This window comes from Endozoicomonas sp. OPT23 (assembly GCF_009653635.1).
In the GTDB taxonomy this organism is placed as follows: domain Bacteria; phylum Pseudomonadota; class Gammaproteobacteria; order Pseudomonadales; family Endozoicomonadaceae; genus Endozoicomonas_A.
This window is the reverse complement of record NZ_PPFD01000010.1, coordinates 44,888-68,041: the sequence shown is the minus strand read 5'-3', so window position 1 is coordinate 68,041 and position 23,154 is coordinate 44,888. Positions and strand designations below refer to the sequence as shown.

19 protein-coding genes and 1 rRNA gene are annotated in these 23,154 nt (G+C 46.1%); 7 read left to right on the top strand and 13 right to left on the bottom strand.

Annotation, left to right across the window (positions count from 1 at the left end):
- From rrf to EOPP23_RS21150, 4 genes are all read left to right on the top strand, one after another.
- Nucleotides 1–84 (top strand): 5S ribosomal RNA (gene rrf, locus EOPP23_RS21165); the annotation flags it as partial.
- 361 nt (nucleotides 85–445) lie between these two features.
- Nucleotides 446–1,147 (top strand): hypothetical protein, encoded by a 702-nt coding sequence (locus tag EOPP23_RS21160; RefSeq protein ID WP_194842706.1) that lies wholly within the window; start codon nucleotides 446–448, stop codon nucleotides 1,145–1,147.
- Between the two features lie 98 nt (nucleotides 1,148–1,245).
- Nucleotides 1,246–2,145, top strand: a complete 900-nt coding sequence (locus EOPP23_RS21155; protein WP_153767984.1) for a DMT family transporter — start codon at nucleotides 1,246–1,248, stop codon at nucleotides 2,143–2,145.
- Between the two features lie 107 nt (nucleotides 2,146–2,252).
- Entirely contained in the window at nucleotides 2,253–3,962 is a 1,710-nt protein-coding gene (locus tag EOPP23_RS21150; protein WP_153767983.1) for an anthrax toxin-like adenylyl cyclase domain-containing protein, read from the top strand.
- Here EOPP23_RS21150 and EOPP23_RS21145 read toward each other — a convergent pair.
- The 7 genes from EOPP23_RS21145 to deoC all read right to left on the bottom strand — a co-directional run bounded on the left by EOPP23_RS21145 (nucleotide 3,952) and on the right by deoC (nucleotide 11,547).
- A complete protein-coding gene (locus tag EOPP23_RS21145) occupies nucleotides 3,952–4,287 on the bottom strand; it encodes a hypothetical protein (RefSeq protein WP_153767982.1) in 336 nt (111 codons plus the stop codon). The genes EOPP23_RS21150 and EOPP23_RS21145 overlap by 11 nt on opposite strands.
- Nucleotides 4,288–4,484: 197 nt before the next feature.
- The gene (locus tag EOPP23_RS21140; RefSeq protein WP_153767981.1) at nucleotides 4,485–5,696 is read right to left on the bottom strand and encodes an NAD(P)/FAD-dependent oxidoreductase; all 1,212 of its coding nucleotides are present in this window, start codon (nucleotides 5,694–5,696) and stop codon (nucleotides 4,485–4,487) included.
- Nucleotides 5,697–5,818: 122 nt separating this feature from the next.
- A complete protein-coding gene (locus tag EOPP23_RS21135) occupies nucleotides 5,819–7,543 on the bottom strand; it encodes a hypothetical protein (protein ID WP_153767980.1) in 1,725 nt (574 codons plus the stop codon).
- A 116-nt stretch (nucleotides 7,544–7,659) separates the two neighbouring features.
- Complete coding sequence (locus EOPP23_RS21130) at nucleotides 7,660–8,238, bottom strand: YceI family protein (protein WP_370514851.1); 579 nt, start codon at nucleotides 8,236–8,238, stop codon at nucleotides 7,660–7,662.
- A gap of 8 nt (nucleotides 8,239–8,246) precedes the next feature.
- Nucleotides 8,247–8,801: a cytochrome b gene (locus EOPP23_RS21125; RefSeq protein ID WP_153767979.1), complete on the bottom strand. Its 555-nt coding sequence runs from the start codon at nucleotides 8,799–8,801 to the stop codon at nucleotides 8,247–8,249.
- A 106-nt stretch (nucleotides 8,802–8,907) separates the two neighbouring features.
- Nucleotides 8,908–10,695 carry a DEAD/DEAH box helicase gene (locus tag EOPP23_RS21120; RefSeq protein ID WP_153767978.1) on the bottom strand — a complete coding sequence of 596 codons (1,788 nt, stop codon included), beginning with the start codon at nucleotides 10,693–10,695 and terminating at the stop codon, nucleotides 8,908–8,910.
- A gap of 105 nt (nucleotides 10,696–10,800) precedes the next feature.
- Nucleotides 10,801–11,547: a deoxyribose-phosphate aldolase gene (deoC, locus tag EOPP23_RS21115; protein WP_153767977.1), complete on the bottom strand. Its 747-nt coding sequence runs from the start codon at nucleotides 11,545–11,547 to the stop codon at nucleotides 10,801–10,803.
- A gap of 210 nt (nucleotides 11,548–11,757) precedes the next feature.
- Here deoC and EOPP23_RS21110 point away from each other — a divergent pair, with 210 nt between their 5' ends.
- The 3 genes from EOPP23_RS21110 to EOPP23_RS21100 all read left to right on the top strand — a co-directional run bounded on the left by EOPP23_RS21110 (nucleotide 11,758) and on the right by EOPP23_RS21100 (nucleotide 14,387).
- Nucleotides 11,758–13,182 carry a PLP-dependent aminotransferase family protein gene (locus EOPP23_RS21110; RefSeq protein ID WP_153767976.1) on the top strand — a complete coding sequence of 475 codons (1,425 nt, stop codon included), beginning with the start codon at nucleotides 11,758–11,760 and terminating at the stop codon, nucleotides 13,180–13,182.
- 69 nt (nucleotides 13,183–13,251) lie between these two features.
- Nucleotides 13,252–13,677: a thioesterase family protein gene (locus EOPP23_RS21105; RefSeq protein WP_153767975.1), complete on the top strand. Its 426-nt coding sequence runs from the start codon at nucleotides 13,252–13,254 to the stop codon at nucleotides 13,675–13,677.
- A gap of 50 nt (nucleotides 13,678–13,727) precedes the next feature.
- Complete coding sequence (locus EOPP23_RS21100) at nucleotides 13,728–14,387, top strand: XRE family transcriptional regulator (protein ID WP_153767974.1); 660 nt, start codon at nucleotides 13,728–13,730, stop codon at nucleotides 14,385–14,387.
- On the opposite strand, the gene EOPP23_RS21095 is transcribed toward EOPP23_RS21100, so the two are convergent.
- The 6 genes from EOPP23_RS21095 to EOPP23_RS21070 all read right to left on the bottom strand — a co-directional run bounded on the left by EOPP23_RS21095 (nucleotide 14,384) and on the right by EOPP23_RS21070 (nucleotide 23,033).
- The gene (locus EOPP23_RS21095; RefSeq protein ID WP_153767973.1) at nucleotides 14,384–15,850 is read right to left on the bottom strand and encodes a hypothetical protein; all 1,467 of its coding nucleotides are present in this window, start codon (nucleotides 15,848–15,850) and stop codon (nucleotides 14,384–14,386) included. The genes EOPP23_RS21100 and EOPP23_RS21095 overlap by 4 nt on opposite strands.
- Nucleotides 15,851–16,061: 211 nt before the next feature.
- Nucleotides 16,062–17,048, bottom strand: a complete 987-nt coding sequence (locus EOPP23_RS21090; RefSeq protein ID WP_153767972.1) for a Gfo/Idh/MocA family protein — start codon at nucleotides 17,046–17,048, stop codon at nucleotides 16,062–16,064.
- 165 nt (nucleotides 17,049–17,213) lie between these two features.
- The gene (locus EOPP23_RS21085) at nucleotides 17,214–17,549 is read right to left on the bottom strand and encodes a PTS transporter subunit EIIB (RefSeq protein WP_153767971.1); all 336 of its coding nucleotides are present in this window, start codon (nucleotides 17,547–17,549) and stop codon (nucleotides 17,214–17,216) included.
- Nucleotides 17,549–20,095 (bottom strand): phosphoenolpyruvate--protein phosphotransferase, encoded by a 2,547-nt coding sequence (gene ptsP / locus EOPP23_RS21080; protein WP_153767970.1) that lies wholly within the window; start codon nucleotides 20,093–20,095, stop codon nucleotides 17,549–17,551. Before ptsP ends, EOPP23_RS21085 begins: the two co-directional genes overlap by 1 nt.
- Nucleotides 20,096–20,220: 125 nt before the next feature.
- Nucleotides 20,221–21,672: a PTS glucose transporter subunit IIBC gene (gene ptsG, locus EOPP23_RS21075; RefSeq protein ID WP_153767969.1), complete on the bottom strand. Its 1,452-nt coding sequence runs from the start codon at nucleotides 21,670–21,672 to the stop codon at nucleotides 20,221–20,223.
- Between the two features lie 107 nt (nucleotides 21,673–21,779).
- On the bottom strand, nucleotides 21,780–23,033 hold the full coding sequence (locus tag EOPP23_RS21070; RefSeq protein WP_153767968.1) for an ABC transporter substrate-binding protein: 1,254 nt from the start codon (nucleotides 23,031–23,033) through the stop codon (nucleotides 21,780–21,782).
- Between the last annotated feature and the right edge of the window lie 121 nt (nucleotides 23,034–23,154).

The window sequence follows — 23,154 nt, the reverse complement described above, 5'->3', positions numbered from 1 at the left end:
TCCCATCCCGAACTCGGAAGTGAAACGATACATCGCCGATGGTAGTGTGGGGTTTCCCCATGTGAGAGTAGGTCATCGCCAGGCATTGAATTAGAAAAGCCCAGTTGAGAAATCAACTGGGCTTTTTTTATGGTTAGAAAAAATACACGCTATTTATTCACAAAACTATATGAGCATTGCCATCACAAGGCATTAATTTAGACAAGCCCGATAGAGAAACCTGTTGGGCTTTTTGCTATGCCCGCAAAAAAATATACACTGATACACGTAGTCGCTAGTTTTCTTGCTTGTTCTTTTTGATCAGGGATTGATCATGTGGATTAAGATCGTAATTTTTCTTTTAGGATTTATTTTATTTGGGCAGGCTTATGCCTTTCCGTCTATTCCCTATTTAGAATCAGGTTTACCTCAGGGCAGCTATCAAGCGGAGTGCTCTGAATGTGAGATGAATGATGACGTTCTCTCCTGTATCTGCAAAAGCTCAAAACTGGGTGCTCACCCAAGAACGCTAGATCTTTCCTTATGTGCCTTACCAATAGTTTCGGTTCGTCATGGCAGGTTATTCTGTGAGCCAGATCCAACACAGATTCCTGATCAGCCTGAAGTTCTGGATGATTTACCACCTGTATTGCAAGACGACCCAGACAATGAATTGCCAACAGGGCAGTACCGATCTTATTGTCGAAACTGTGAAAGAGTGAATGGTGTATTGAAGTGTGAATGCAAAATTGGGGGGTGGTTCTGGGACAGTTGGCCTTCAGCGACTCTACCAATGTTGAGTTGCAAGAAAAGCAGTGAAGTCACTTATGCTGGAGGGCATCTATTTTGTTCTCTGGATGAGCTTAGAGCCTTCCATAAAATTGAAAACTGCACTGACTGCCGTTTCTCAGGGTCAACATTAAAATGCTCGTGTAATAAGACTAAGTGTGGCTGGAGTAGTAAAGACTTTGAGAAACAGCTCAATATTAACTTTGATGCCTATCTGGATAATGTTCCAAGCTGCACTGCCAAAATAAATAACTGCAATGGAACGCTACGTTGTGGTGAATGTTGGGCATATGACTACTTTGATCAGGGGGAATGGCATCGTCCTCAAATCGGCAGACACACCGTCTATGGTTACTGCTATCCAGACTCAATCTGGTAGGCGGTAATGTAAGAATGAACTAGAATCCCCTTTCTGACTTCTCTTTAATCTGCTGACAGTACAGGTTTTTATTCAGAAGAACCTGAGGGATAACAATAATGATTACGGCAGTTCTTTATATCCTGACAGTAGTGATCTGGGGTACGACCTGGCTGGCTATTTCAATGCAGGTCGGCGAAGCACCGATTGAAGTATCAATACTTTATCGGTTCGCTCTGGCCAGCATTTTGATGTTTCTTATTCTTTTATTAAGTAGAAAATTACAGAAACTCAGCAGAACAGATCACTTCTTTACTCTTCTGCAGGGTTGCTGTCTTTTCTGTTTTAACTTTTACTGCTTCTACTCAGCAATACACTATATTAACAGCGGCCTTGCCTCTGTCGTCTTCTCTGTAGCAACTATTACCAACTGTATATTTAACTGGCTGCTTTATAAGAAAGTGCCAACAGCCAAGGTTCTTGTTGGCTCGCTCATAGGTTTATTAGGTATCTGTCTTTTATTCTTGCCAGAATTCTCGTCAGATAAAAACTGGACTGAAACCCTGAAAGGGATAGGCTTTGCGGCGTTAGGAACGGTGTTCTTCTCACTTGGCAATATGATCTCTTATCGTCACCAGACAAAAGGTATCAAACCACCAACGACTAATGCCTGGGGCATGTTGTATGGTGTAGTGGCTATGTTCTTGTTAATCAGCCTTCAAGGTGTTTCATTCTCTATTAGCTGGAAGACTGAATATATTGCCTCACTTGTCTATCTAGCCATTCCTGGCTCAGTAGTAGCCTTTACGACTTATTTAATGCTAATTCTGCGAATAGGAGCTGACAGGGCAGCCTATGCAACAGTTATGTTCCCCGCAGTTGCTCTCACCTTGTCCTCCATTTATGAAGGTTATCACTGGTCGTTTGCTGCTATGGTTGGCTTTTGTCTGGTAGCAATAGGGAATATTGTTATTTTTATTAAGCGCCCTTCAAATACTCTCAGTTGGCTCAAACCTTGATTGTTAGCAGATCTGACCACAATGACAGGGGTCCTAAAGCCTATTCCATGAACTGACACCGCTTCTCGGTGTCAAAAGCTGTGCAGGTTTTTATATGGAGATAGGCTGTGGACAGTGTTAAGGCTGGAGGGTCAAAAAGACTAGATTCTCCTCAGTTGAAAATATCAGGGTCACCAGAATCTAAGAGCACAGGTAATGGACGGCTGGTGCGTGTCAAATCTGAAGAAAGCCTTACGTCGTCCTCTTCTGGTTCGCTGACAACCGTTATTTCAGGGTCTGCACCATCTTCCCCAAGAAGAGTTAATCGAACTCTATCAGGGCCTGTTGACAGTCCTCTCACGGTTTCTACGGTTTTATCTCCAATTACTAGAAAGTCTTTTCGCTGGAAAGTTTCCTCTCCAGATCATGTGCAAGCGACTGCTGGTGTTGCGTATAAAGAGAGCAACTCTGGTGCAAATTCATTGACAGGTTCTCGAAGAGGGTCTCTTGTACCACATGAAATTGACCCTCAATTCCAAGAGATGGTTGAAGAAACACTGCGTTTTGGTGAACCACGTCGTGACTCACTGTCTATAGAGTCTGCAATACAAGCTAAAACATCTGTGAAAGTTTCTACACCGCCGGAAAATAGAGAGCATATAAAAAACCTACCAACTATCAAAGGGCTGGAAGTAGTGTGCTCATTTTCGTACCAGGGATACTCCCGTGAGCATCTAGAAGGGTTCTGTAAAACAATCAAGGGCGAAAAAGGAGTTTTCGGTCTTCGCTGGTTTGATTTTCTTGGAGCTTCTCTTGTTTCAGAAGGGTTAAAATCCAAACCCAAATCGGTTGACATTAAGTCATCGGATTGGGGAGCTCAGGCTTCGAGAGTACCTAAAAATCAGGCGTTGAGTAAGCTAGCAGGAAAAGATCCAGAATTTATACGTGAAGCTCAAAAAAAGTCAGAAGAGCTGGATCTGCCAACAGTAACGCTTAAATTGTCGAAAGAACGCATTGCTGAACTGGAGTCAGCAACGGTTGATGTAGAAACTGGCCAGAAAGCACTGGAAAACAAGTCCGGTTTGCATGATGGAGCTATTTCCTTCACGGCTAGACCGAGAGGTAGCAACGACGTTTATTGCTATAAATTAGTACCCGATGATCTGGGTGAATATGAAGTATATATTGAACTCGGTGGGAATCTTCAACCCTTGGAAGTGTATGACTTTATTCCAGACTATGACATCGCATTTCTAAGCTTTGAGATTGCGACTACTAACCTGGGGGGAGTGGATCGCGTGACACCTTTTGTTGTTAGTAATCCAACGGAGCATAGGTTTTCTCTGGAAGAAGGAAATGACACGAGAGGGGCAGGTGTTCTTGTTGAAGGCTATAAGGTAGAAGGTGGAGAGCCTCAGAAAATAATGGATGATGTTATTGGACTTACATCAGACACACTTTTGGCATATCTGCCTAAGTTTAATCAGGACGCTGGCAGAAAAGAAAAAGATAATAAGCCAATGTTCCATCATGGTGCTGCATTTGATTATAAAGATACGGAACTGCAGAGTTGCTTGCCAATGGTTCTTATTGTCTCGGAACCATTCGGTGCTTTTGATGAGCAATATTATGTTGTGGAAACAATGAGTCAACTTCGCGCTGTTATAAAGGAAATGAAGAACAATAAATATTTCATCAATGCCAGCCACTTTGATGAATTGTCTGATATTCATGGTGAGTCATTCACTCACTATCAAAGAAAGATCACCGCGCACTCAACCAGTCAGCTATATGAAGAACCTACCCTAGAGTCTATGTCATCGGAACTTAAGCAGTAACCAGTGAGTTTCTCAGCCCATTTCTTTCAGCATTCACATAGATGAAATACAGCCTTACCGCTATAAAACAAGCCGCAATAGCACTTCCTAATAATGGGTTTGAAAGACTCATGATGAATAACCCTGCCAGCGATGCAAATGGTAACCAAGGTAAAAACAGGTACATAAAACGCATATAGGCGCGGGTTCTGTTCTGTTTGTTGGCACCAAAAAGGCCAACTAAAAACAGAGGCATAATCATCAAAGGCATGATTGCCGAGACAAGTGCCAACAAGACAAGCCAGTCAGGTGATGTGCTGGCAAATTGTTGCAAAGTTGTCAGCATGCGATGTGTTCTCCAGTAAAGTTGAGCTTATGATGACGGCTTTCGTAAGCGTTTACTGTAAGAGCTTGCCGACTCTGGGCTGGCAAAGATGACAACAACATTCGAAGTAATACGAATCGGAACAAAAAAAAGTTCGGTATTAAACAGGGACGTACTGGTAGCAAAGGCCTGTTTCCAGGCCTTTGGCTTGATGTTGGTCAGAGCTCTCTCGGGTCAATACTATCGTCAGCCAGTCTGGCTGGATCAACAGAGTCTCCAGAAAGAATCAACTTTTTGGCAACCATAAACTCTTTCATACGGTTCACACAATCTGCAGAGATGACCTTGCCATCTTTCAGGTACCAGGCAACAAAGCTTCTTCCAGATTCATAGTCTCCACGGAGAACGACTTGATCATATCCCTGGCTGAGACCTGCAATTTGCAGTTTCATATCGTACTGGTCAGACCAGAACCATGGGTTAGCGGTATAACCTTTCTGGTTACCACAAATAGAAGCAGCTGCAGATTTAGCTTGTTCCATAGCATTGGGTACAGACTCAAGGCGCATACGCTGGCCTGAAGCCGCAGGGAAGTTGGTACAGTCACCAGCAGCAACAATATCAGGATGTGATGTCAGCGCAAACTCATTAACCAGAACACCGTTGTCTACAGACAAACCGGTAGCCTGAGCCAGCTCGATATTAGGTTCAATACCGACCCCAATAATCACCAGATCGGCTTCAAGGCGGCTTTTATCGTCAAGTATAACGGCCTGAACGCTACCACTGCCTTCAATCGCTTTAACGACAGTATTTGTTTTTATGGTAACGCCTTCCTCAGCATGAACACGATTATAGAAGGCTGATATTTCTGGTGCTGTAACACGTTGAAGTACACGGTCCATTGCTTCCAGAACAGTTACTTCAACATCCAGCTTTCTAAGTGCTGCGGCAGTTTCCAGGCCAATATAACCACCACCGATGATCACGGCCTTCTTGCCGGCGGCTACATTTTTCTGAATATTTTCGATGTCTTCAGCAGTGCGGAGATAATGCACACTGCCTAAATGGTTGCCTTCAATATTCAGCTTTCTTGGTCTCGCACCAGTGCAGAGAGCCAGTTTATCGAACTGGATAGTTTCTTCTTTTGAGGTGGTGAGAGTTTTACTCTGAAGGTCAATGGCTGTGACCTTAGTGTCCAGTCTGAACTGAACATTTTGCTTTTCATAGAATGCAGCTGGACGGATCAGAATTTGATCCAGAGTTTTGTCACCGGCAAGAACGGCTTTGGAAAGTGGTGGACGGTGATACGGAAGGGATGGCTCATCACCAATCACCAGTATATCGCCTTCCCAACCTTCGGTTCTAAGACTGGTTGCCAGCTGGGCCGCAGCATGACTGGCTCCGACAATTACACAGACTTCGCTCATGGGTTTCCTGACTCTTGTGTTTTTATGAGTCAGTTATAAAACAGCTTCAGGGTAGGGGATACCTATAAAGAGATTAGGTCGTCGAAATAGCCCTGCAATAAACAGGGCTTAAGCTGGTACTTTTAGTAGGCTGGAGATATATAGAAAGCATCCCAATAAGTTGATCCCCTAGGCAAAAGCTTTGGCGTGAGATGCTTATGATACTGCGTTTCAGACAATTGGTTATCATCGCTAAAAGTAGGTATTACTTTCCCTTCGGCATCATATGTATGCTGATTGAAATAAATGTCAGGTAACTCGGCTGATTCCTGCCAGTCAGCCTTAGGCTGATTTCCTTCCTTCCAACCGTTTTCACTGATTATGGGCTGTGAGAAGAGCTTGAAAGTAACATCATCCTTCCACGGCATGGCGTAATGAAACCCACCATAAACAACAAATACATCATTGTTATGCCATTGCTTTGGTGGTTTTTTCTTATTTAGCCGTTTTATGATTCGATCATCAAGCGAGTAGTAGTTTGGTTGAATATCTTCCCTTGGTATTTTGTAATTAAACATACGAGTGATTCGCGCATCAGCAAAGTCGCTTGAAAATGGCTCAATCAGCTTTCTGGCTGACCCTGTTGTTATTTCATTATAAATCTCCGGGTTACTTGTCTGTGGTCCCAGAGTGTCTGTTGCTCTATGCCTGTTAAGTTGAGCCACAATACCTGGAGTAGTCAGTTGTGGGTCAAAAATAGCAATTGGAGCGTTATGATGAATATGTGCAGTAAGAACAGGTTCCGCATTTGGAGCACTATCAGAAGCAATGTAAGTAATGTCGGCTTTTAACCCATCTCCGCTATCATCAACGGGTCTGCCATTCTCAAATTCCAGTCGAGCATACTGCAGGGCTTCTGCCCATGGAGATTTCTCAACAAATACAGCTGAACGGCCATCTTCAGAAAGGTTGATCATACTCTGAGGTGCAGGAGCATCTCTATGATCGGGAGTAGCAGAGCTTGTGAACAAATAGGTTGGATAGTTTCTATATCGAATATGCGATAAAGCAATGATTGATGTGCTTTCTTCAACTTTAACGGGTTTATTGTCGTGAGTATTGATTAGGGGCTTTAAAAATCTCTCTGTTTTAACTCTGTCTTGAGAATTTAACTCGCGATAAACAGCCAGATCGATATAAAAAACTTGATCTTCAAACCCTACATAAACCAGTTCATTTTTCTGATCGTAAGACAGTGAAATACCATACTCCAGGTTGTAGTTGCTGCCTTTATAGCCTTGATCAAAGGCTAGATTTGGGTATCTATTTCTATATTCAGCATCAAACATTTTATCTGAAGTCAGCAAGCTAGAAATATCTATATTAGTTTCAGGGTAAAGAAAGTCTGAGTCACTTTCACTTTGTTGTTGATAAGACCCGGACATGACGCCCTGATTGGGGTGAAGTATCAGAATATTGGTACGCTCACAGGTAAATACCAGACTGTTATCTTCTAGTACTACCATACTTTGAGATTTAGCCCTTATATCATCAGTAGGGTTACCGGTCTTATCTGATCCCGAGTTGCCATAGTCATAGTGAGGGCAGAGAGCATTGTATCTGCCAACAACTTCCCAGCCATACTTCCAGTTTTCTTCCCACTCTGATGAGAGTGCAGGGCTTTTGTTAGAATTTAAGTGCCCTATAAGCCTGCCTTCTTTATTCAGGCTCATGGGTAAGCGCAGCACTAACTGCTGGTTTTCTGTACCAGTTGCAAGGGTATGGAGGTAAGCATCGGGAGTTTCAGCTGCGGAAAACTGAGATATATAAATTAGTGATAGGGCTGTTAAGGTATTCGTCAACTTCATAAATGTACCTTGGAGGATTAGGGCAAGGGTGTTTTACAAAATAGACAGTGATGGAGAGATGAAGTTCTATATATTGTCGAAATAGCCGGGAAAGCCCCGGCTATCCAGAAAAAGAGTTACTTACGTACCCCTTCCACTTCCAGAGTCAGGTAGATAGTAGAGGAAGCTGGACCAAGATCCATCATGTTGTAATCAGCCATTTGAAGTTCGGTAGTACCAGTAAAACCAGCACGGTAGCCGCCCCAAGGGTCATTGCCTTCACCGATCTTGGTTGCATCGATTACGATTTCCTTGGTGATGCCTTTCAGAGTGAAATCACCGTAAATCTTTGCCTTCAGGCCATCCTTGCTTTCGATGCGGGTGCTGACAAATTTGGCTTCAGGAAACTTCTTAACATTCAGGAAGTCGCCACCGCGAAGGTGCTTGTCACGCTCAGCGTGGTCACTGTCAACAGAAGCGGTTTGAATGGTGACTTCAATGTTTGAGTTTTCAAAGTTCTTCTCATCCAGAGAGAAAGAACCTTTGAAGGTTTCAAAGTTGCCGTGCAGCCAGCTGTAACCCAGATGGCTTACCTTGAAATTGATAAAGGCATGAGCTCCTTTGGTGTCAATTACATAGTCTGCAGCCATAGTGGAGGCTGACATAGCCATTACGGAAGCTGAAAGGGCCGCTGCAGCCAGTGTTTTTTTAATGATGCTCAAGGTTACTCTCCGGTCTTTATCATTCGAGTTAGTGTTTTGTCTTTATCGATCAGGTGGTGCTTAATGGCCGCCAACCCATGCCCTGCCGCAGCAATTACCAGCCCCCAGGCCAGATAAAAGTGCAGTTCTCCAGCCAGGTCTTCCTGTCCTTCGAAACCATCGAAAAAAGCAGGTACTTCAAACCAGCCAAAGAAAGGGATACCACGGCCATCCGCTGTACTGATCAAATAGCCGGTCAGCATAATGGCAATCAGTAACAGGTACAGTGTGCTGTGTCCCAGTTTTGCCAGCCGAACTGTCCATTTGCCATGTTCTGGTAAAGCTGCAGGAGTAGGGGATGCAGCTTTCCAGATAATGCGAAAGACAGTTACGGCCAACAATGTCAGGCCAAAGCTCTTATGCCACCAGGGAAGTGTTCGATAGAGTGGGTCATAATACGACAAAGACATCATATAAAGGCCCACACCAAACAGTGAGAACACGGTCAGAGCACTGAGCCAGTGCACCATTATGGTTATGCGTCCATAGCCTTGTTGTGTATTTTTCCAGCCGCTCATTAGAACTCTCTCCAAACTTGTTGAAGAGATTAACGGAATGAAATGATGAAAAAAATCGCAAAGTTTTGAAGATAATGATCGAATTAATCGATTCTTGTAATTTTGTCTAGAATGCGTCTTCTGCTTTTCGAAAAGCACCTTGATAGTCAAAAATCTTCTCGAGAATACACCAGTAGTGTTTCTCTTTTTTGGCTACTACAAAGTCAGGCTTACGGAATTTCTTCTGCTGGTTGATAACCGTTTCAACCGAGTCTGCCCGAAAAGGTTCAGCTCGGTTAATCAGTGCCTGTTTGCCGAAGTGGTGATAGAAAGCGCCTTGTTGTGCAGACGTATCCAGCTTGAAGAACTCGTTTAATTCGGTGCCATCTTCATCAAAGTAAGAGACTTTGATTCGTTTCTGGCCTTTCTTGTCACTGTCCTGAGAAATAGTCATTCCAGAGCAGCGAATCACCATACAGTCTTTCAGATTAAGAGCATCTCTGAGTTTTTTATCAGGGTCGACCATGGCTTTCTGACACTGGTGGCACTTTCTGGCCGCAATATCATTTTCAGCACCACACTGGTCGCACTCTTTGAATCGGTAACGGAAGTCGCACTGAACCCATTCACCTTCGAATTCTTCGATGCCTTTACAGCGTCGTCCGTAGTGCTCAATCAGGTCGTCGTCACCATCAACAAGTCCCCAGAAACTGTTGTCGTGCCCACAGGCAGGGCAGGGAACAATAACAGGAACTGCTTTGGAGTCAGGCTTGGGTTCGCCAACTTCAGGGCTGAACAGGTTATAGCGGTTACCGGCGTAATCAATAATCAGGCAATCGTCTTTGCCTTCTGAAAGTCTTAAACCTCGACCGGCAATCTGTTGATAAAGGCTGACAGATTCGGTGGGACGGAGAATGGCAATGAGGTCGACGTGAGGCGCATCAAAACCTGTAGTCAGCACAGAAACATTCACCAGATATTTCAACTCTCTGCACTTAAAGGCATTGATCAGACGGTCCCGCTCTTTATTGTCCGTGTCTCCAATAATCAGAGCCACTTCGCCTTGGGGCAGATAACCAAAAATTTCTTCAGCGTGTTCAACCGTTGAAGCAAAAACCATGACTCCTTCTCGGCACTCTGCCTCCTTGATCACCTGTTTGATGATCTGTTTGGTGGCTCGCTTTTCGCCTTTTAGCAGCTGGTTCAAATCAGTTTCACTGTGACGACCGAAACTGTCAGTAGCTAATTGGTCAAAGTCGTAAAACACCACAGGAGCATTGATCATTGCGGGCGGAGTCAGAAACTCGTTTTTGATCATGTATGACAGAGGAAGCTCGTAAATGCAGCTCTTGAAAAAGCGCTTATCTTCGGTACGAAGTGTACTTTTTCCGTCTTCTTTCTTCTGAAGCTGGTACAGCCAGCCCATACCGAGCCTGTAAGGTGTGGCGGTCAGACCCAGAACCTTGAGTCTGGGGTTTCTCTCTTTCAGGTAGTCGATCACCTTGTGATAACTGGACGACTTCTCCATGGAGACACGGTGACACTCGTCGATGACCAGCAGAGTGAAGTTTTCATCATCAAAAGAATCAAGATTACGAACGACAGATTGAACACTGCCAAAAACCACCTGTTCAACAGCTTCTTTCTTGCCTAAACCCGCACTGAAAATCGATGCCTTCAGGTCGTAGCTTTCATATTTGGCGTGGTTCTGTTCTACCAGTTCTTTTACATGAGCCAGAACCAGCACCCGGCCTCTGGCAATACGACCAAGCTCGCTGATCACCAGACTTTTACCCGCCCCGGTTGGCAGAACAATAAGAGCAGGATCGTCGGACAGACGAAAATGGCTGATAACGCTGCGAACGGCATCTTTTTGATAGGGGCGCAGCTGAAAAGGAATGTGTTTAGAAGGCATGAAGCAGATTATATCTGCCGAGAGGTATGAGCGGGAAGGGCAAAGCAGAGCTTAGGCAATACTACCTGGTGCTCTGCTTCGTGAAGCTAGGTTGCCTGCTAAACGTCAGGCAAGTTCCAGTTCATTCAAAAGGTTTGGCAGTAGGCTGGAAGCTCCAAAGCGGAACTGCTCGGACGTAATCCAGTCTTCTCCCATAATACCGGTGGCCAGAGTCAAATAGCGGTGTGCCATTTCAGCATCACGAACACCACCTGAGGCTTTGAAAGCGACACTTTTATCCTTTTCACTGATGACGGTCAGCATGACTTCCGCGGCTTCCAGTGTCGCATTTTCAGGTGTTTTACCGGTGGATGTTTTAATGAAATCAGCACCGGCATCGATGGAGATTTCGCTGGCTCTGCGAATCAGTTCCGGAGTCTTTAGTACACCGGATTCAATAATGACTTTCAGGTCAGCATCACTGCCACAGGCTTCTTTACAGGCTTTGACCAGTTCATAGCCAATTTTTTCATCACCGGCCATCAATGATTTGTAGGGGAAAGTGACATCTACTTCGTCGGCACCATAGGCAACAGCAGCTTTGGTTTCTGCAATGGCAATGTCGATATCAGGGTTACCGTGTGGAAAGTTGGTAACGGTGGCAATACGGATATGCTCGGCACCGATTTCTTTCAGAGTCTTACGAGCAATAGGGATGAATCTAGGGTAAACGCAGATAGCGGCAGTGTTTCCAGCCGGACTTTTAGCGTCATGGCAGAGTTGAATAATAGTGTCGTCAGTATCGCTATCATTCAGTGTGGTCAGGTCCATCAAATTGATGGCTCGTTGTGCAGCAGCTTTATAACTACTCATAACCTGTCTCCCGGTGTGTACAAAAAGCTTTGTAAGAACCCAAACATACAAATTCAAAAGTTGGACTCGCTGATGGCGAGCAAACAGCCTCTAAATATTTGATGAAGTGTGTCCGCACACTTATGAATCGGGTCCCAAAGCTTGATGCGGATTTGATCATGTCATAGTCTCCCTCGACAGCCACAGACCCGATAAGTTGATATATAACAGATGTCCAAATACGAGCAGCTTGCTCATGATCTGAAAGCCCGAATCGAGCAGGGCGTCTGGCAGGGCGGCGATAAGCTGCCTTCGTTGAGGCAGACATGCAGTGACTACGGCCTCAGCCTGATGACTGTTATGAATGCCTATCAGTTGCTGGAAAGTCAGGGTGTGATTACAGCAAGAGAGAAGTCAGGCTACTTCGTTGCGCCAGGGCACGAAACTCTGACCTATCCACAACACCATGATCGTATGTATCTGTCAGACAGCACCGACATAAACGACTTTGTTTTTTCAGTGCTGCAGTCAGCAAAACAACCGTCAATTATTCCCTTTGGTTCAGGTTTTCCCGACCCCACTCTTTTTCCACAACAGGATATGGCGCGTTCATTGGCGAAGGCTGCTCAAAAACTACCAACAACCTTTGCTGCGGATAACCTGCCACCCGGCAATCTGGGTCTTCGAAAAGCAATATCACAGCGATACGCCAAAGTAGGGCTGTCAGTCTCCCCTGATGAAATATTGGTGACCTCAGGGGCAATGGAATCACTGAACCTTTCTCTGGAGCTTCTGACCAAGGAGGGGGATTATGTTGTTGTAGAGTCACCTGCTTTTTATGGGGCGCTTCAGGCCATAGAGAGGTTAAAACTGAAAGCCATTGCAGTTGCTACTGACCCTCAGACAGGTATCGACCTGGATGCCCTTGAAGAGGTGCTGAAAAACTATCCGGTGAAAGCTTGCTGGATTATGAGTCGCTATCAGAATCCGCTTGGCTGCAGTATGTCGCGAGAAAACAAGGAGCGGCTCTATCGTCTGGTTCAGCAATACGATACCTGCTTGATAGAAGACGATGTGTATCAGGAGCTTTACGAAAGCAACAGTGATGGCGTGCCGGTTAAATACTTTGATGAAGATGGGCGAGTGTTGCATTGCAGCTCATTCTCCAAAAGCCTTATAGCGGGTTATCGAGTTGGCTGGGTAGCGGCAGGCAAATACGCCGTAGATCTGCAAAAACTTCAGCTAATGTCGACGCTTTCAACTAGCGCGCCTATGCAGCTGGTGATTGCAGACTTTATTCAATCCGTAAAATATGAGCGCCACCTTAAAGGCCTGAGAAAAAAGCTGATTGAGCGGAAAGAGGTCATGTATCAACAACTCAGAGCACGATTGCCTGACACTGTTAAGGTGAACTACACAGCAGGTAGCTACTTTCTATGGCTGGAGTTACCAAAAAATGTGGATGCCACCAAACTCTATTTTCAGGCAATTGCCAAAGGTATCAGCCTTGCACCAGGAAACATGTTCAGTACTGAGCAGCAATATAATCACTATATCCGGCTGAATGCTTCCTACCCATGCACGGATGAAATAACAGACGCTATTGATACAATCAGCGAGCTCATTCAGGAAATCACCAAAAACCATGTAACTTGATGATGGTTTCCTGAGACTGATTGGTTAGAGTAACTGCCAATAAACAATAATAAAAAGGCATTGAAGCGTATGGCTAGAGTTGAAATCATACTTCCTGAAAGTTTTTCCTTTGAGACTGATGTTGAAATCCAGATTACCCAGATTAATCTGGCAAAGCATTTAGGCAACCATGATTTGGTTGGAATCCTGAATGAGGCCAGAACCCGGTATTTCCATTCAATTAATTATCAGGAAACAACGGGGCGAGGGCTGATCAATGCAGATCTTGCTGTCGTCTACAAAAGTGAAGCGAAATACGGTGAAACTCTGAAAATTAAGATAGCGACAAGCGACTTTCAGAAATACGGCTGTGATTTTGTCTATAGAGTGTCTGATAAAGCTACAGGAAGGCTGGTGGCTGAAGCGAAAACAGCCATGCTGATGTTTGATTATGAAACAGGCAAGCTTGCCGAGGTTTCTGCAGGTTTCAGAGACATATTCATGGCCGGTCAATAAGCCCTGCATGTATACTGGCTGGCTTTTAACGCTGAACTTTTCGAAGAAATATGTCTAACGCTTTTGCTCGTCGATTCCAGCTGGTTGTGGATCAGCTGGCCCAGGGAAACAAAAAGCAGTTTGCCGAACTGACGGGTAAATCTGCTTCCCATATTTATAAAATCTGTCGTGGCATTAGTCGACCATCCATGACGTATCTGGAATCACTGTACGACGGTTATAAGGTAGACCTGAACTGGCTGCTGACCGGTGAGCAGAGTGAAGGCGGGCAGGTTGCCGGTTCGGCTCCGGGCCGTGAAGTGGTCTATGCGCCTATGTTTGATGTGCAGGCCAGTGCCGGTACTGGTGCTTCTGTCAGCTCGGAAGATATTTCCGGTTACTTCACCTTTGATAAAGTCTTTCTATCCCGTCAGCTCGGTGTTTCCGGTGAGGATCTGGCCTTTGTGACCATCAGTGGTGACAGCATGCTGCCTACGTTTCAGGATGGTGATCAGGTGCTGGTGGATATGTCAGCCAGAGAGGCTAATTCCGAAGCAGCTTACCTGCTGAAGACTGACGATGGTTTGATGGCGAAACGACTGAAGCAGAGTAATCATAAACTGAGCGTAAACAGCGATAATCCGGACTATCCATCCTGGACCATTAACCTGAAAGAACAGGAAGATAACCCGGTATTGGGGCGTATTGTCTGGTGTGCCAGGTCTGTTTAATGAAGCTCTCCCTCTGTTAATGTCAGACTCATTGATAGAGGACCTATTTGAGGGGTTTGACCAGGCTCAAAAATGATGGTTCTGGAAAGTTTCGCTGGTGGACCATCATTGAACTGCACTGCGCTTACAGCACCATCTAATGGCGACATAAAAGTCAGCGTTGCTTCCAGAGAGTGAGTGACGGTTACAGTATCACCATTGCGAGTGACAGTGACTCTCTTACTTTGGTTAGCAGGAGAGGGAAAGCCCCATTCGGGTATAGTCTGTTGAAGGCTATTGGTGAGGCCTATAGACATATCCAGTTGCTCGATCTGGCTGAGTCTGGCAATAATCTGCATTTGTTGTTCTGGCTCCAAACCTTGAAGAAAGCCTGTGACTTTTCCTTCCTGAGCATTCGCAATCATATTTCTCTGCTCTGAAGATACTTTCCCCATGTCACTCAGCGTATTCATACTGATTAAAGCAGGCTTTGTGTCGTAGGTTTGCTTTTCCCCATTAACAAGGCTTATAGGTGTTCTGAGAATGTCGCTTCTACTCTGTGTGGGAAAACTTATTTTTCCTTGAGTGGCAAATTTACTGCGCATTTCATCCAGCTCTTTATTAAGTTTGCTTTCAGTTTCGAGTCGCTCTTTTGTTGTTACTTCTTCTGGAGGAGGAGGCAGATGAATTTCCTGATTAGGAGAAACCATTTGTCTCAAAGCCATATCTTTACAGAGCTGGCCGAAACTCTCCTGTGATAAAGAGTCATCAAATAATTCTGTACTTTCCTTCGCTTCCTTGTTGAACATCATCCAGCTGGATATTTTGTCTGTGGCGAGGCTGCTGGATAATCCTGCTGATGCCATCTGATAAGTTTCATTTGGCATGTGTTGAGTAGCCATTACAGCAGCAGTATCAACCAGATAAAGAATTAGGCTTTCAAGTTGAGCGTGATTTACTGAAGGAGACAGTTGTTCATTTTCTAAGGCTTGCTTGAGAGATGTATACAGCTGGATAGATTCGTGAAGAGAGTCTCTGGATGGTCCAGCCAAGTCAGATAGTTGTTTGATCTCAATAAGTGATGATGAAATGCTTTTCCAGTCAGATGGAGTATAGGAACCTTTTGCATTGTTATCTTCAAGCTTTCGCTGAAGAGAACCTGACAGTTTTTTACGCTTCGCTGCAGCCTTTTTTTGCTCAGGTGTTTTGGTCTTGGCTGTAACTTTTTCTTGCTCTGGAGTATTTGTGTCCGTAAATGAAGTTTCTTCTTCACTGCTAAATCCGCTGTCATATGATTCTGACTTGAGGAAAGAGGAAGGTTTATTGGTTGAAGCTATCCGGTCTCGAAGATTGGTTTTTCGAGTTTTGGATGGTTCATTGGAGGTCTGTGGTCTTCGGCCTTTAGAACTGTCCTTTCTTGAGGGTGAAGGTGGTGTTGTAGGTGAAGGCGGTGTTGAAGATCCAATTCGATCGCTTCCAGACATGATATGTCTCCCTGACATTTCTTTATATCTAGTTTAGAAAACTCTGGAATAGTTGATCGAAAATATAAAAATGATGAATTTCTGACGGTTTAAGTTGATTCAGATACTGCCTTAAACGCAGCTTAAGGGTTTAAGTATGCAGGTGTTGCCAGAGTCTAATTGTCATTCACCCACGTGCGGCGGGAAAATGACATATAAATTATGTTCTCAGCTATGCGTGCACATGATCTGCAGGATAAATAACACCAATACGCTGTCTGGCTTCAGTAATGATTCTGCTAACCTCACGTGTTTTTTCCAGATCTTCATGGTTGAATTGGCCACTTCGAATCAGGTCAGCAAAAACATCCGCTTCATAGCGCATCACATTTTCCGGTTGATGAACCGTAAGGTTCTCTTCCGGCTGGTTGCGTAACTTAAGGTTCACTCCCTTGAACTCTGAAATAAAGTCGATGATCAGGGAGCCATTCTCACCTTGTATTTCGCTGGGAATAAATCCGTCACTGACTTTTGAGTGAGTAACGATCACCTCAAAATCAGAGTATTGCAATATTAGAGAACCATGGGCATCAACACCGGATTCCAATAGTTTGCCGTTCGCAGAAAAACTGGAAGGTGCACCAAAAAGCTCAATAGCGGCACTCAATGGATAGATTCCGATGTCTATCAGGGAGCCGTTGGAAAAATCTGGGTTGAATGTGTTCGGATTTTTACCGTCCAGATATTGTTGATAACGGGAAGAGTACTGGCAGTATGAAAAATAGACTTTGGTTAACGTGCCGAGTGAGGGCAAAGCTTCCTTAGTGCGTTCGAGATTAGGCAGGTAGCGGGTTTTTAATGCTTCAAAAAGAACCACATTCTGTTGTTTTGCAAGTGAGATCAACTCATCAAGTTCTGTGACATTAGACGCCATAGGCTTTTCGCATATAACGTGCTTGCCCTGTTCTATGAACAACTTCGCCTGAGATGCATGCAGCGAATTAGGACTGGCTATATAGACGGCATCAATACCACGACTCTTTGCCATTAACTCCAGATCATCAAAGCACTGAGTTACCTGATATTGACTGGCAAAAGCGTGTGCCGATTCCAGTGTTCTTGAGTAGACCGATACCAGCTGTAACTTTTCGGTGTCGTGGGCAGCCTGACAGAAAGAGTGACTGATCCAGTTGGTTCCAATAACGGCAAATCGAATCATGTTTATCCTGTCTGAACGAGAAGAATGAGGGACGTTAAATAGCCTGACGAAGGTGGCTGACTAACTTGATAAAAAGAAACAGTGAGTCAGACACTATATAGGTGATGAAGCCTGCTGTGTCTGACTCACTGTTTCAAAGACGGGGGCCTTTGCTACGTTGTCTGATTATGACTGTTCGAGAGCAGTACAGGCTGCTTCGGCGTTAAGCCCGGCGAGCAGGTGTATCAACTGGCCATTGATCATCATGGCTGAGTCAAAACCGGTACCGGCCAGATATTGGCTGATGTCTGCAACAGGGGCTTTAAGCTCAACTCTAACCCGGGTATAAGCACAAGGTTTAATACTGGCAATATTATCCTTACCACCTAGTAAGGAAATGACTTTAGCCGTATCAAAAACAACAGGTGTCGCTGTTGGTTGCAGCAGGGGCTCGCTGGTTTGTGATGTTACAACGGGCTGTTCTGCTTCATTCTTACCAAACAGTTTGCTGAAGAATCCCATTATTTATCTCCCCAGGTTTTAGCCAGTACACGAACATCGTCCGCACCATCAAGTGTCAGTGCTTTCTGAGCCAGTTCCTTACACGCTGTAAGGTTCAGTTCTCTTACTTTGGCTTTCACTTCAGGAATGGATAGTACGCTGACGGACAGTTCATCAACGCCCAGTCCCAGCAGCATAGCGACTGCATCGGTATCACTGGCGAGACCGCCACAAACACCGACCCACTTACCTTCAGCGTGAGCAGCATCAGCCGCAAGACCGATCAGGTTCAGAACAGCAGGGTTCATGGCATCAGCACGTGAGGCCATTTTAGGGTGACCTCGGTCCATGGCCAGCGTGTACTGAGTCAGGTCGTTAGTACCCACGGAGAAAAAGTCGACTTCCCTGGCAAACTGTCGAGCCATCAGAGCAGCCGATGGCACTTCAATCATGATGCCCAGCTCTACGGATTCAATACCGAGGTTTTCCTGCTCTTCCTGCACCAGTTTCTTAACGGCACGGAATTCATTCAGGCAGGCAATCATAGGCAGCATGATACGTACACGACCATGCTTTGATGCTTTCAGGATGGCACGAATCTGACGACGGAGAATGGATGGACGATTAATACCGACACGAATACCACGTTCGCCCAGAAACGGGTTTTCTTCTTCCGGCAGAGGCAGATACTGGAGAGGCTTGTCACCACCGACATCCAGAGTACGAATAATGATCGGACGATCAGGGCCCAGCACCTTAACGATTTCGCTGTAAACGTCAGTCTGCTCGTCTTCAGAAGGTTCGGTGGCACGATCCATATAGAGGAATTCGGAACGCAGCAGGCCAACACCTTCACCACCCAGTTCGATGGAGTCTCTGGCGTCTTTGGCGCTGCCGATATTGGCAACTACTTCAACATTGTGGCCATCAACCGTCGTGGCTGGTTGATCAGCTACCGTCAAGTCAGAAGCTTTTTTGGCTTTGGCTGCTTCCTGCTGGTTGTGAATACCGGCAATCATTTCATCGGAAGGCTGCAGGCGAATGCTGGCCTTATTAGCGTTCAGAATGACTCGCTCGCCGGTGTTGATTCGATCAACCTGCTCACCAAGACCCACGGTGTAAGGCAGGTCCATAGAGCGGGCAATAATAGCGGCATGAGAAGTAGAACCACCCTCACGGGTTGCCACACCGATTACACGGCTCATGTCCAGAGTGATGATATCGGAGGGTGTAATATCATCGGTGATCAGAATACAGCTTTCAGGCAGCTTACGATCCTGATCACTGATTCCCAGCAGATGTTTCAGAACACGGTTACCGACGTCTTCCAGGTCGATGGCACGGCCTGCCAGCAGCGGGTTATCCAACCCTTTCAGCGCTGCAGACTGTTCTGCAATGCTGCTGTGCCAGGCGAAAGATGCGCTCTTGCCACGGACAATCATTTCCATGGTTTTATCGGTTACTTCCGGATCTGAGAGCAGACCAAGATGTGCTTCAAAGATTTCTACCTGGCTGTCATGACCTTTAGTGGTCAGGTCAGACTTCAGGGTTTCCAGTTCAGTGCGGGCAGAAGTCAGAGCCTTGTTCAGACTGTCTACTTCAACACTATCGCCTTTGCCCTGTTCAGGAATATCAGGACGACTGTTGTCTACTTTAAAGACTTCACCAATCGCCAGACCACCTGCGGCTTTAACGCCGGTCAGAACCATTGGGTCAGTATTGTGCTGGCCTATCAGCGGCGCTTCTTCTGCAGAGGCTTGCTGAGTAGCAGACCCTTTTTCTGCAGTGACAGCAGAAACGTCTTCACCGAGGCCATTTTTGATGGCTTCAAGTACACCAGCCAGAGCTTTCTCTGCATCATCACCTTGAACGGTAACAGTTACGATACTGCCCAGCTTTGTGTTCAGCCCAAGCAGGCCGGTAATGCTGGTGGCTTTTGAAGATTTACCATTCAGGGAAAGCGTTACTGTGCTGGTGTAGCTGCGGGCAACACTGGCCAGAACCGCTGCAGGGCGGGCGTGAAGGCCAACCGGGTTAGGAATGGTGATATCTTCAGAAACAGTGATGCCAGTATTTTGAACTTCTTCAATGCTGTCATTACTGACGGTATCGTCACCCTTAAAGCTGACATTCAGAATGGTACTTTTGGCGGCTTCTACTGCGCCACTCTCAGGTTTGATGATCAGATCTTCATGCTGGCTGGTGATCACCATCATAGTGAGCAGGCTGATGGCGTTTTGAGCGATATAATCAGCATCAAATTCAATCAGTTTCTGACCTGCAGTGACTTTGTCGCCTTCTTTGACCAGTGGTTTGAAGCCTTCGCCTTTCAGCATCACGGTATCGAGACCGATGTGAATCAGCAGTTCGAGGCCGGTTTCGTGACGCAGCGTCAGAGCATGGTGAGAATCATGAAGCTGAGTGACTTCGGCAGAAAACGGAGCAGTCAGTACAGTATTGACCGGATCAATCGCAATGCCGTCACCCAGCATCTTCTGGCCGAAAACCGGGTCAGGCACATCGGTGATTGGGAAAACAACACCGCTTAGAGGGGCAATAAATTTCATAGGACTATTCACTAACTCCTGAAAAATGTTTTCACTGAAACTGTCGTCTGGTCAGTGGCAGTGAAAGCACTCTTTAAAAAATTAAATGAGAGCCGCATCAGCAGCTCTCACTGTTACTCATACGATCAGGCTGGAACGGCTGTAGCTGCTGCTCCGGAGTTGATCAACTCCTGCATGTCTGTCTTGATGTTGTCAGATTTAGGACCAAAGATGGCCTGCATGTTCTGACCCATCACCAGTACGCCGGCAGCGCCCAGAGACTTGATGCGGTCCTGATTAACCAGCTCAGGCTTGTTAACAGTGACACGCAGACGAGTGATACAGGCATCCAGGTTCTTGATGTTGCCAGCACCACCGAAGGCAACGATCAGATCGCTGGCCAGACCGGAAGAGGTTTCAACAGCAACATTCATTTCGGTTTCGTCTTCACGACCTGGTGTTTTCAGATTGAACTTGCTGATAGCGAAGCGGAATACAATGTAGTAAACAGCGGCGTAAACCAGACCCAGAGGAATCAGCCAGAAGGACTTGGTACCGATGCTGGAGAACAGGGTGAAGTCGATCAGACCGTGGGAGAAAGAAGCTCCCATTTTGATTTCCAGCAGGTTGGTGATCATGAACGCCAGACCAGCCAGTACAGCGTGTACGGCATACAGAACCGGAGCAACGAACAGGAAGGAGAATTCGATAGGCTCGGTGATACCGGTCAACATGGAAGTCAGGGCTGCGGAAATCATGATACCGGCAACGCGCTTCTTGTTTTCAGGCTTGGCACTGTGCCACATGGCGATGGCTGCAGCAGGCAGACCGAACATCTTGAACAGGAAGCCGCCAGCCAGGAACCCGGCAGTCGGGTCACCAGCGAAGAAACGTGGAATGTCGCCATTCACGATATCACCAGTTGCAGTAACGAACTCGCCCATTTCCATCTGGAAAGGTACGTTCCAAACGTGGTGGATACCAAATGGAATCAGCATACGTTCAACCAGACCGTATACGAAGCCCATGGAAACCGGGTTACCGTGAGCAGCGTAGTCACCGAAAGAGTCGATAGCGCTACCAATTGGAGGCCAGATGAAGGCCAGAATAATACCCAGAACGATGGCACCGAACGCTGTTACGATAGGAACAAAGCGTTTGCCAGCGAAGAAACCCAGGTATTCAGGAAGCTTGATCTTGTAGTAACGATTGAACATCACGGAAGCCAGAATACCGGCCAGGATACCGCCGAACACGCCGGTGTCGATGGAAGTGATGCCCATGATGGACTTGGTTTCAACGCCCAGCTGGCCTGCCATAACGCCCATAGTGCCGAGCATTACAACGTAACCAACGATGGCCGCGAGAGTGGACACACCGTCGTTATCAGTCAGGCCAAGAACGGTACCAACAGCGAACAGCAGTGGCAGGTTGCCAAAGACTGCACCACCGGCTTGAGCCATGGTCTGGCTTAACAGTGTTGGCATCCAGCTGAAGTCTGCTGCACCTATGCCCAGCAGAATACCTGCCACCGGCAGGATGGCCACAGGGAGCATAAGCGCCCGGCCTATTTTTTGTAGCAATCCAAAGAGATTCATGTGGTAGTTCCCCCAGAAAAAAGGTCAGTAATACAAGTCGTTAAACGCTTTATTTAAATCGACTGAGTCGCTGGTCGGACGTCATCAGTCGGATATTTCAGTACTGTCTAGTGGCTCGCTTTTATAGCGGTAGCCAGCTGTTTCGCTGCCTGTTCGGCACTGACAGTTGGATGTTTGAAGAAGTAATCCAGTACTTCGAAAAAACTGCGTTGCACCCTTTCATCCACAGCCATTGAGTGCACCATGCTGGGCACCAAGGTGGCTTGTTGATCGCTTTTTTTGAATGCGGCCATACTGGCCTGTGCGCATTGGTCGAACAGTGCGGATGAAATGTCCTGCCTGATGGGGATCGAGCCTTTTTTCTGGTTAAAGGCTGTCTGGAATTCAGCTTCCATCATGGTTTTGGCAAATTCATTTTGGGCTTTGACTTGTTTTGAATCCGTAGAGGGGAACATCACCATGGTGTCCACGGTGTAAATGAAAGCATTGACTGTCTGAGGGGCTGGCAAACACAGGATGTCTGTACCTGGTTGCTTGCCGTAGTAACTTATTTCGCCTTTGACCCAGTCTCCGGAAAACTGGATGGCAGCAGTGCCATCAATAAGCTGGCGGGTAGCGGAATCCCATTTGCGGTCAGCAGAGTTTGGCGGTAAAAATGCGCGAATTTCTGACAGCAGTTCGAATACATCAACCATCTTTTTGCTTGAAAGTGCATCGTCGTTCAGTTCTACCAGAGCTTTCCGATAATAGTCGGCGCCCTGTGTAGCAAGCAGAACATTTTCAAACAGCATGCTGTACTGCCAGTCTTCATTGCCCAGAGCCAATGGCTGGTAGCCTTTCTTCTGCAAAAGAGAAGCAGCGTCAATGAGCTGCTGCCAGGTTGCTGGAACAGGCTTGTTGATAGCGGCAAACGGTTTCGGGTTTACCCACATCCAGTTGATTCGATGAATATTCAGAGGGGCCGCAACGTATTTGTTATCGAACTTCAGGCTGCTCTTGAGCGACTCGGGCAGTAAAGCATCCCATTGGTTACTTTTGGCTATCTGATCGACATCAGCAATCAGATTCAGGTTGCTCCATTTCTGGATAGTCGTGCCTTTGATTTGTGCTGCTGCAGGGGGGTTGCCGGAGATAATTCGGGACTTGAGGACGTTAATGGCTTCACTGCCACCACCGCCGATAATGGCGAAGTCTTCCCACTGATAACCTTTGTTATCCATCCGGGTCTGCAGTTCAGCCAATGCCTGCTTCTCACCGGGGGAAGTCCACCAGTGCAGCACTTCCAGCTCCGATGCGCTGGACTTTAGCCAGGGCATGAGCAGAAAAGGTACTGTTAAAAGAAGTTTGGTTGAGGCTTTCATTTTGCTGAAGCTCCTGAAAAGAAGCTATAAATCCATGAATAATCAAATGTGACGAAATCTTATCAGTGGTTAACATCCGAAGGGGTAAGCTATTCCATCAAAATGTAACAAAGTCTATTGG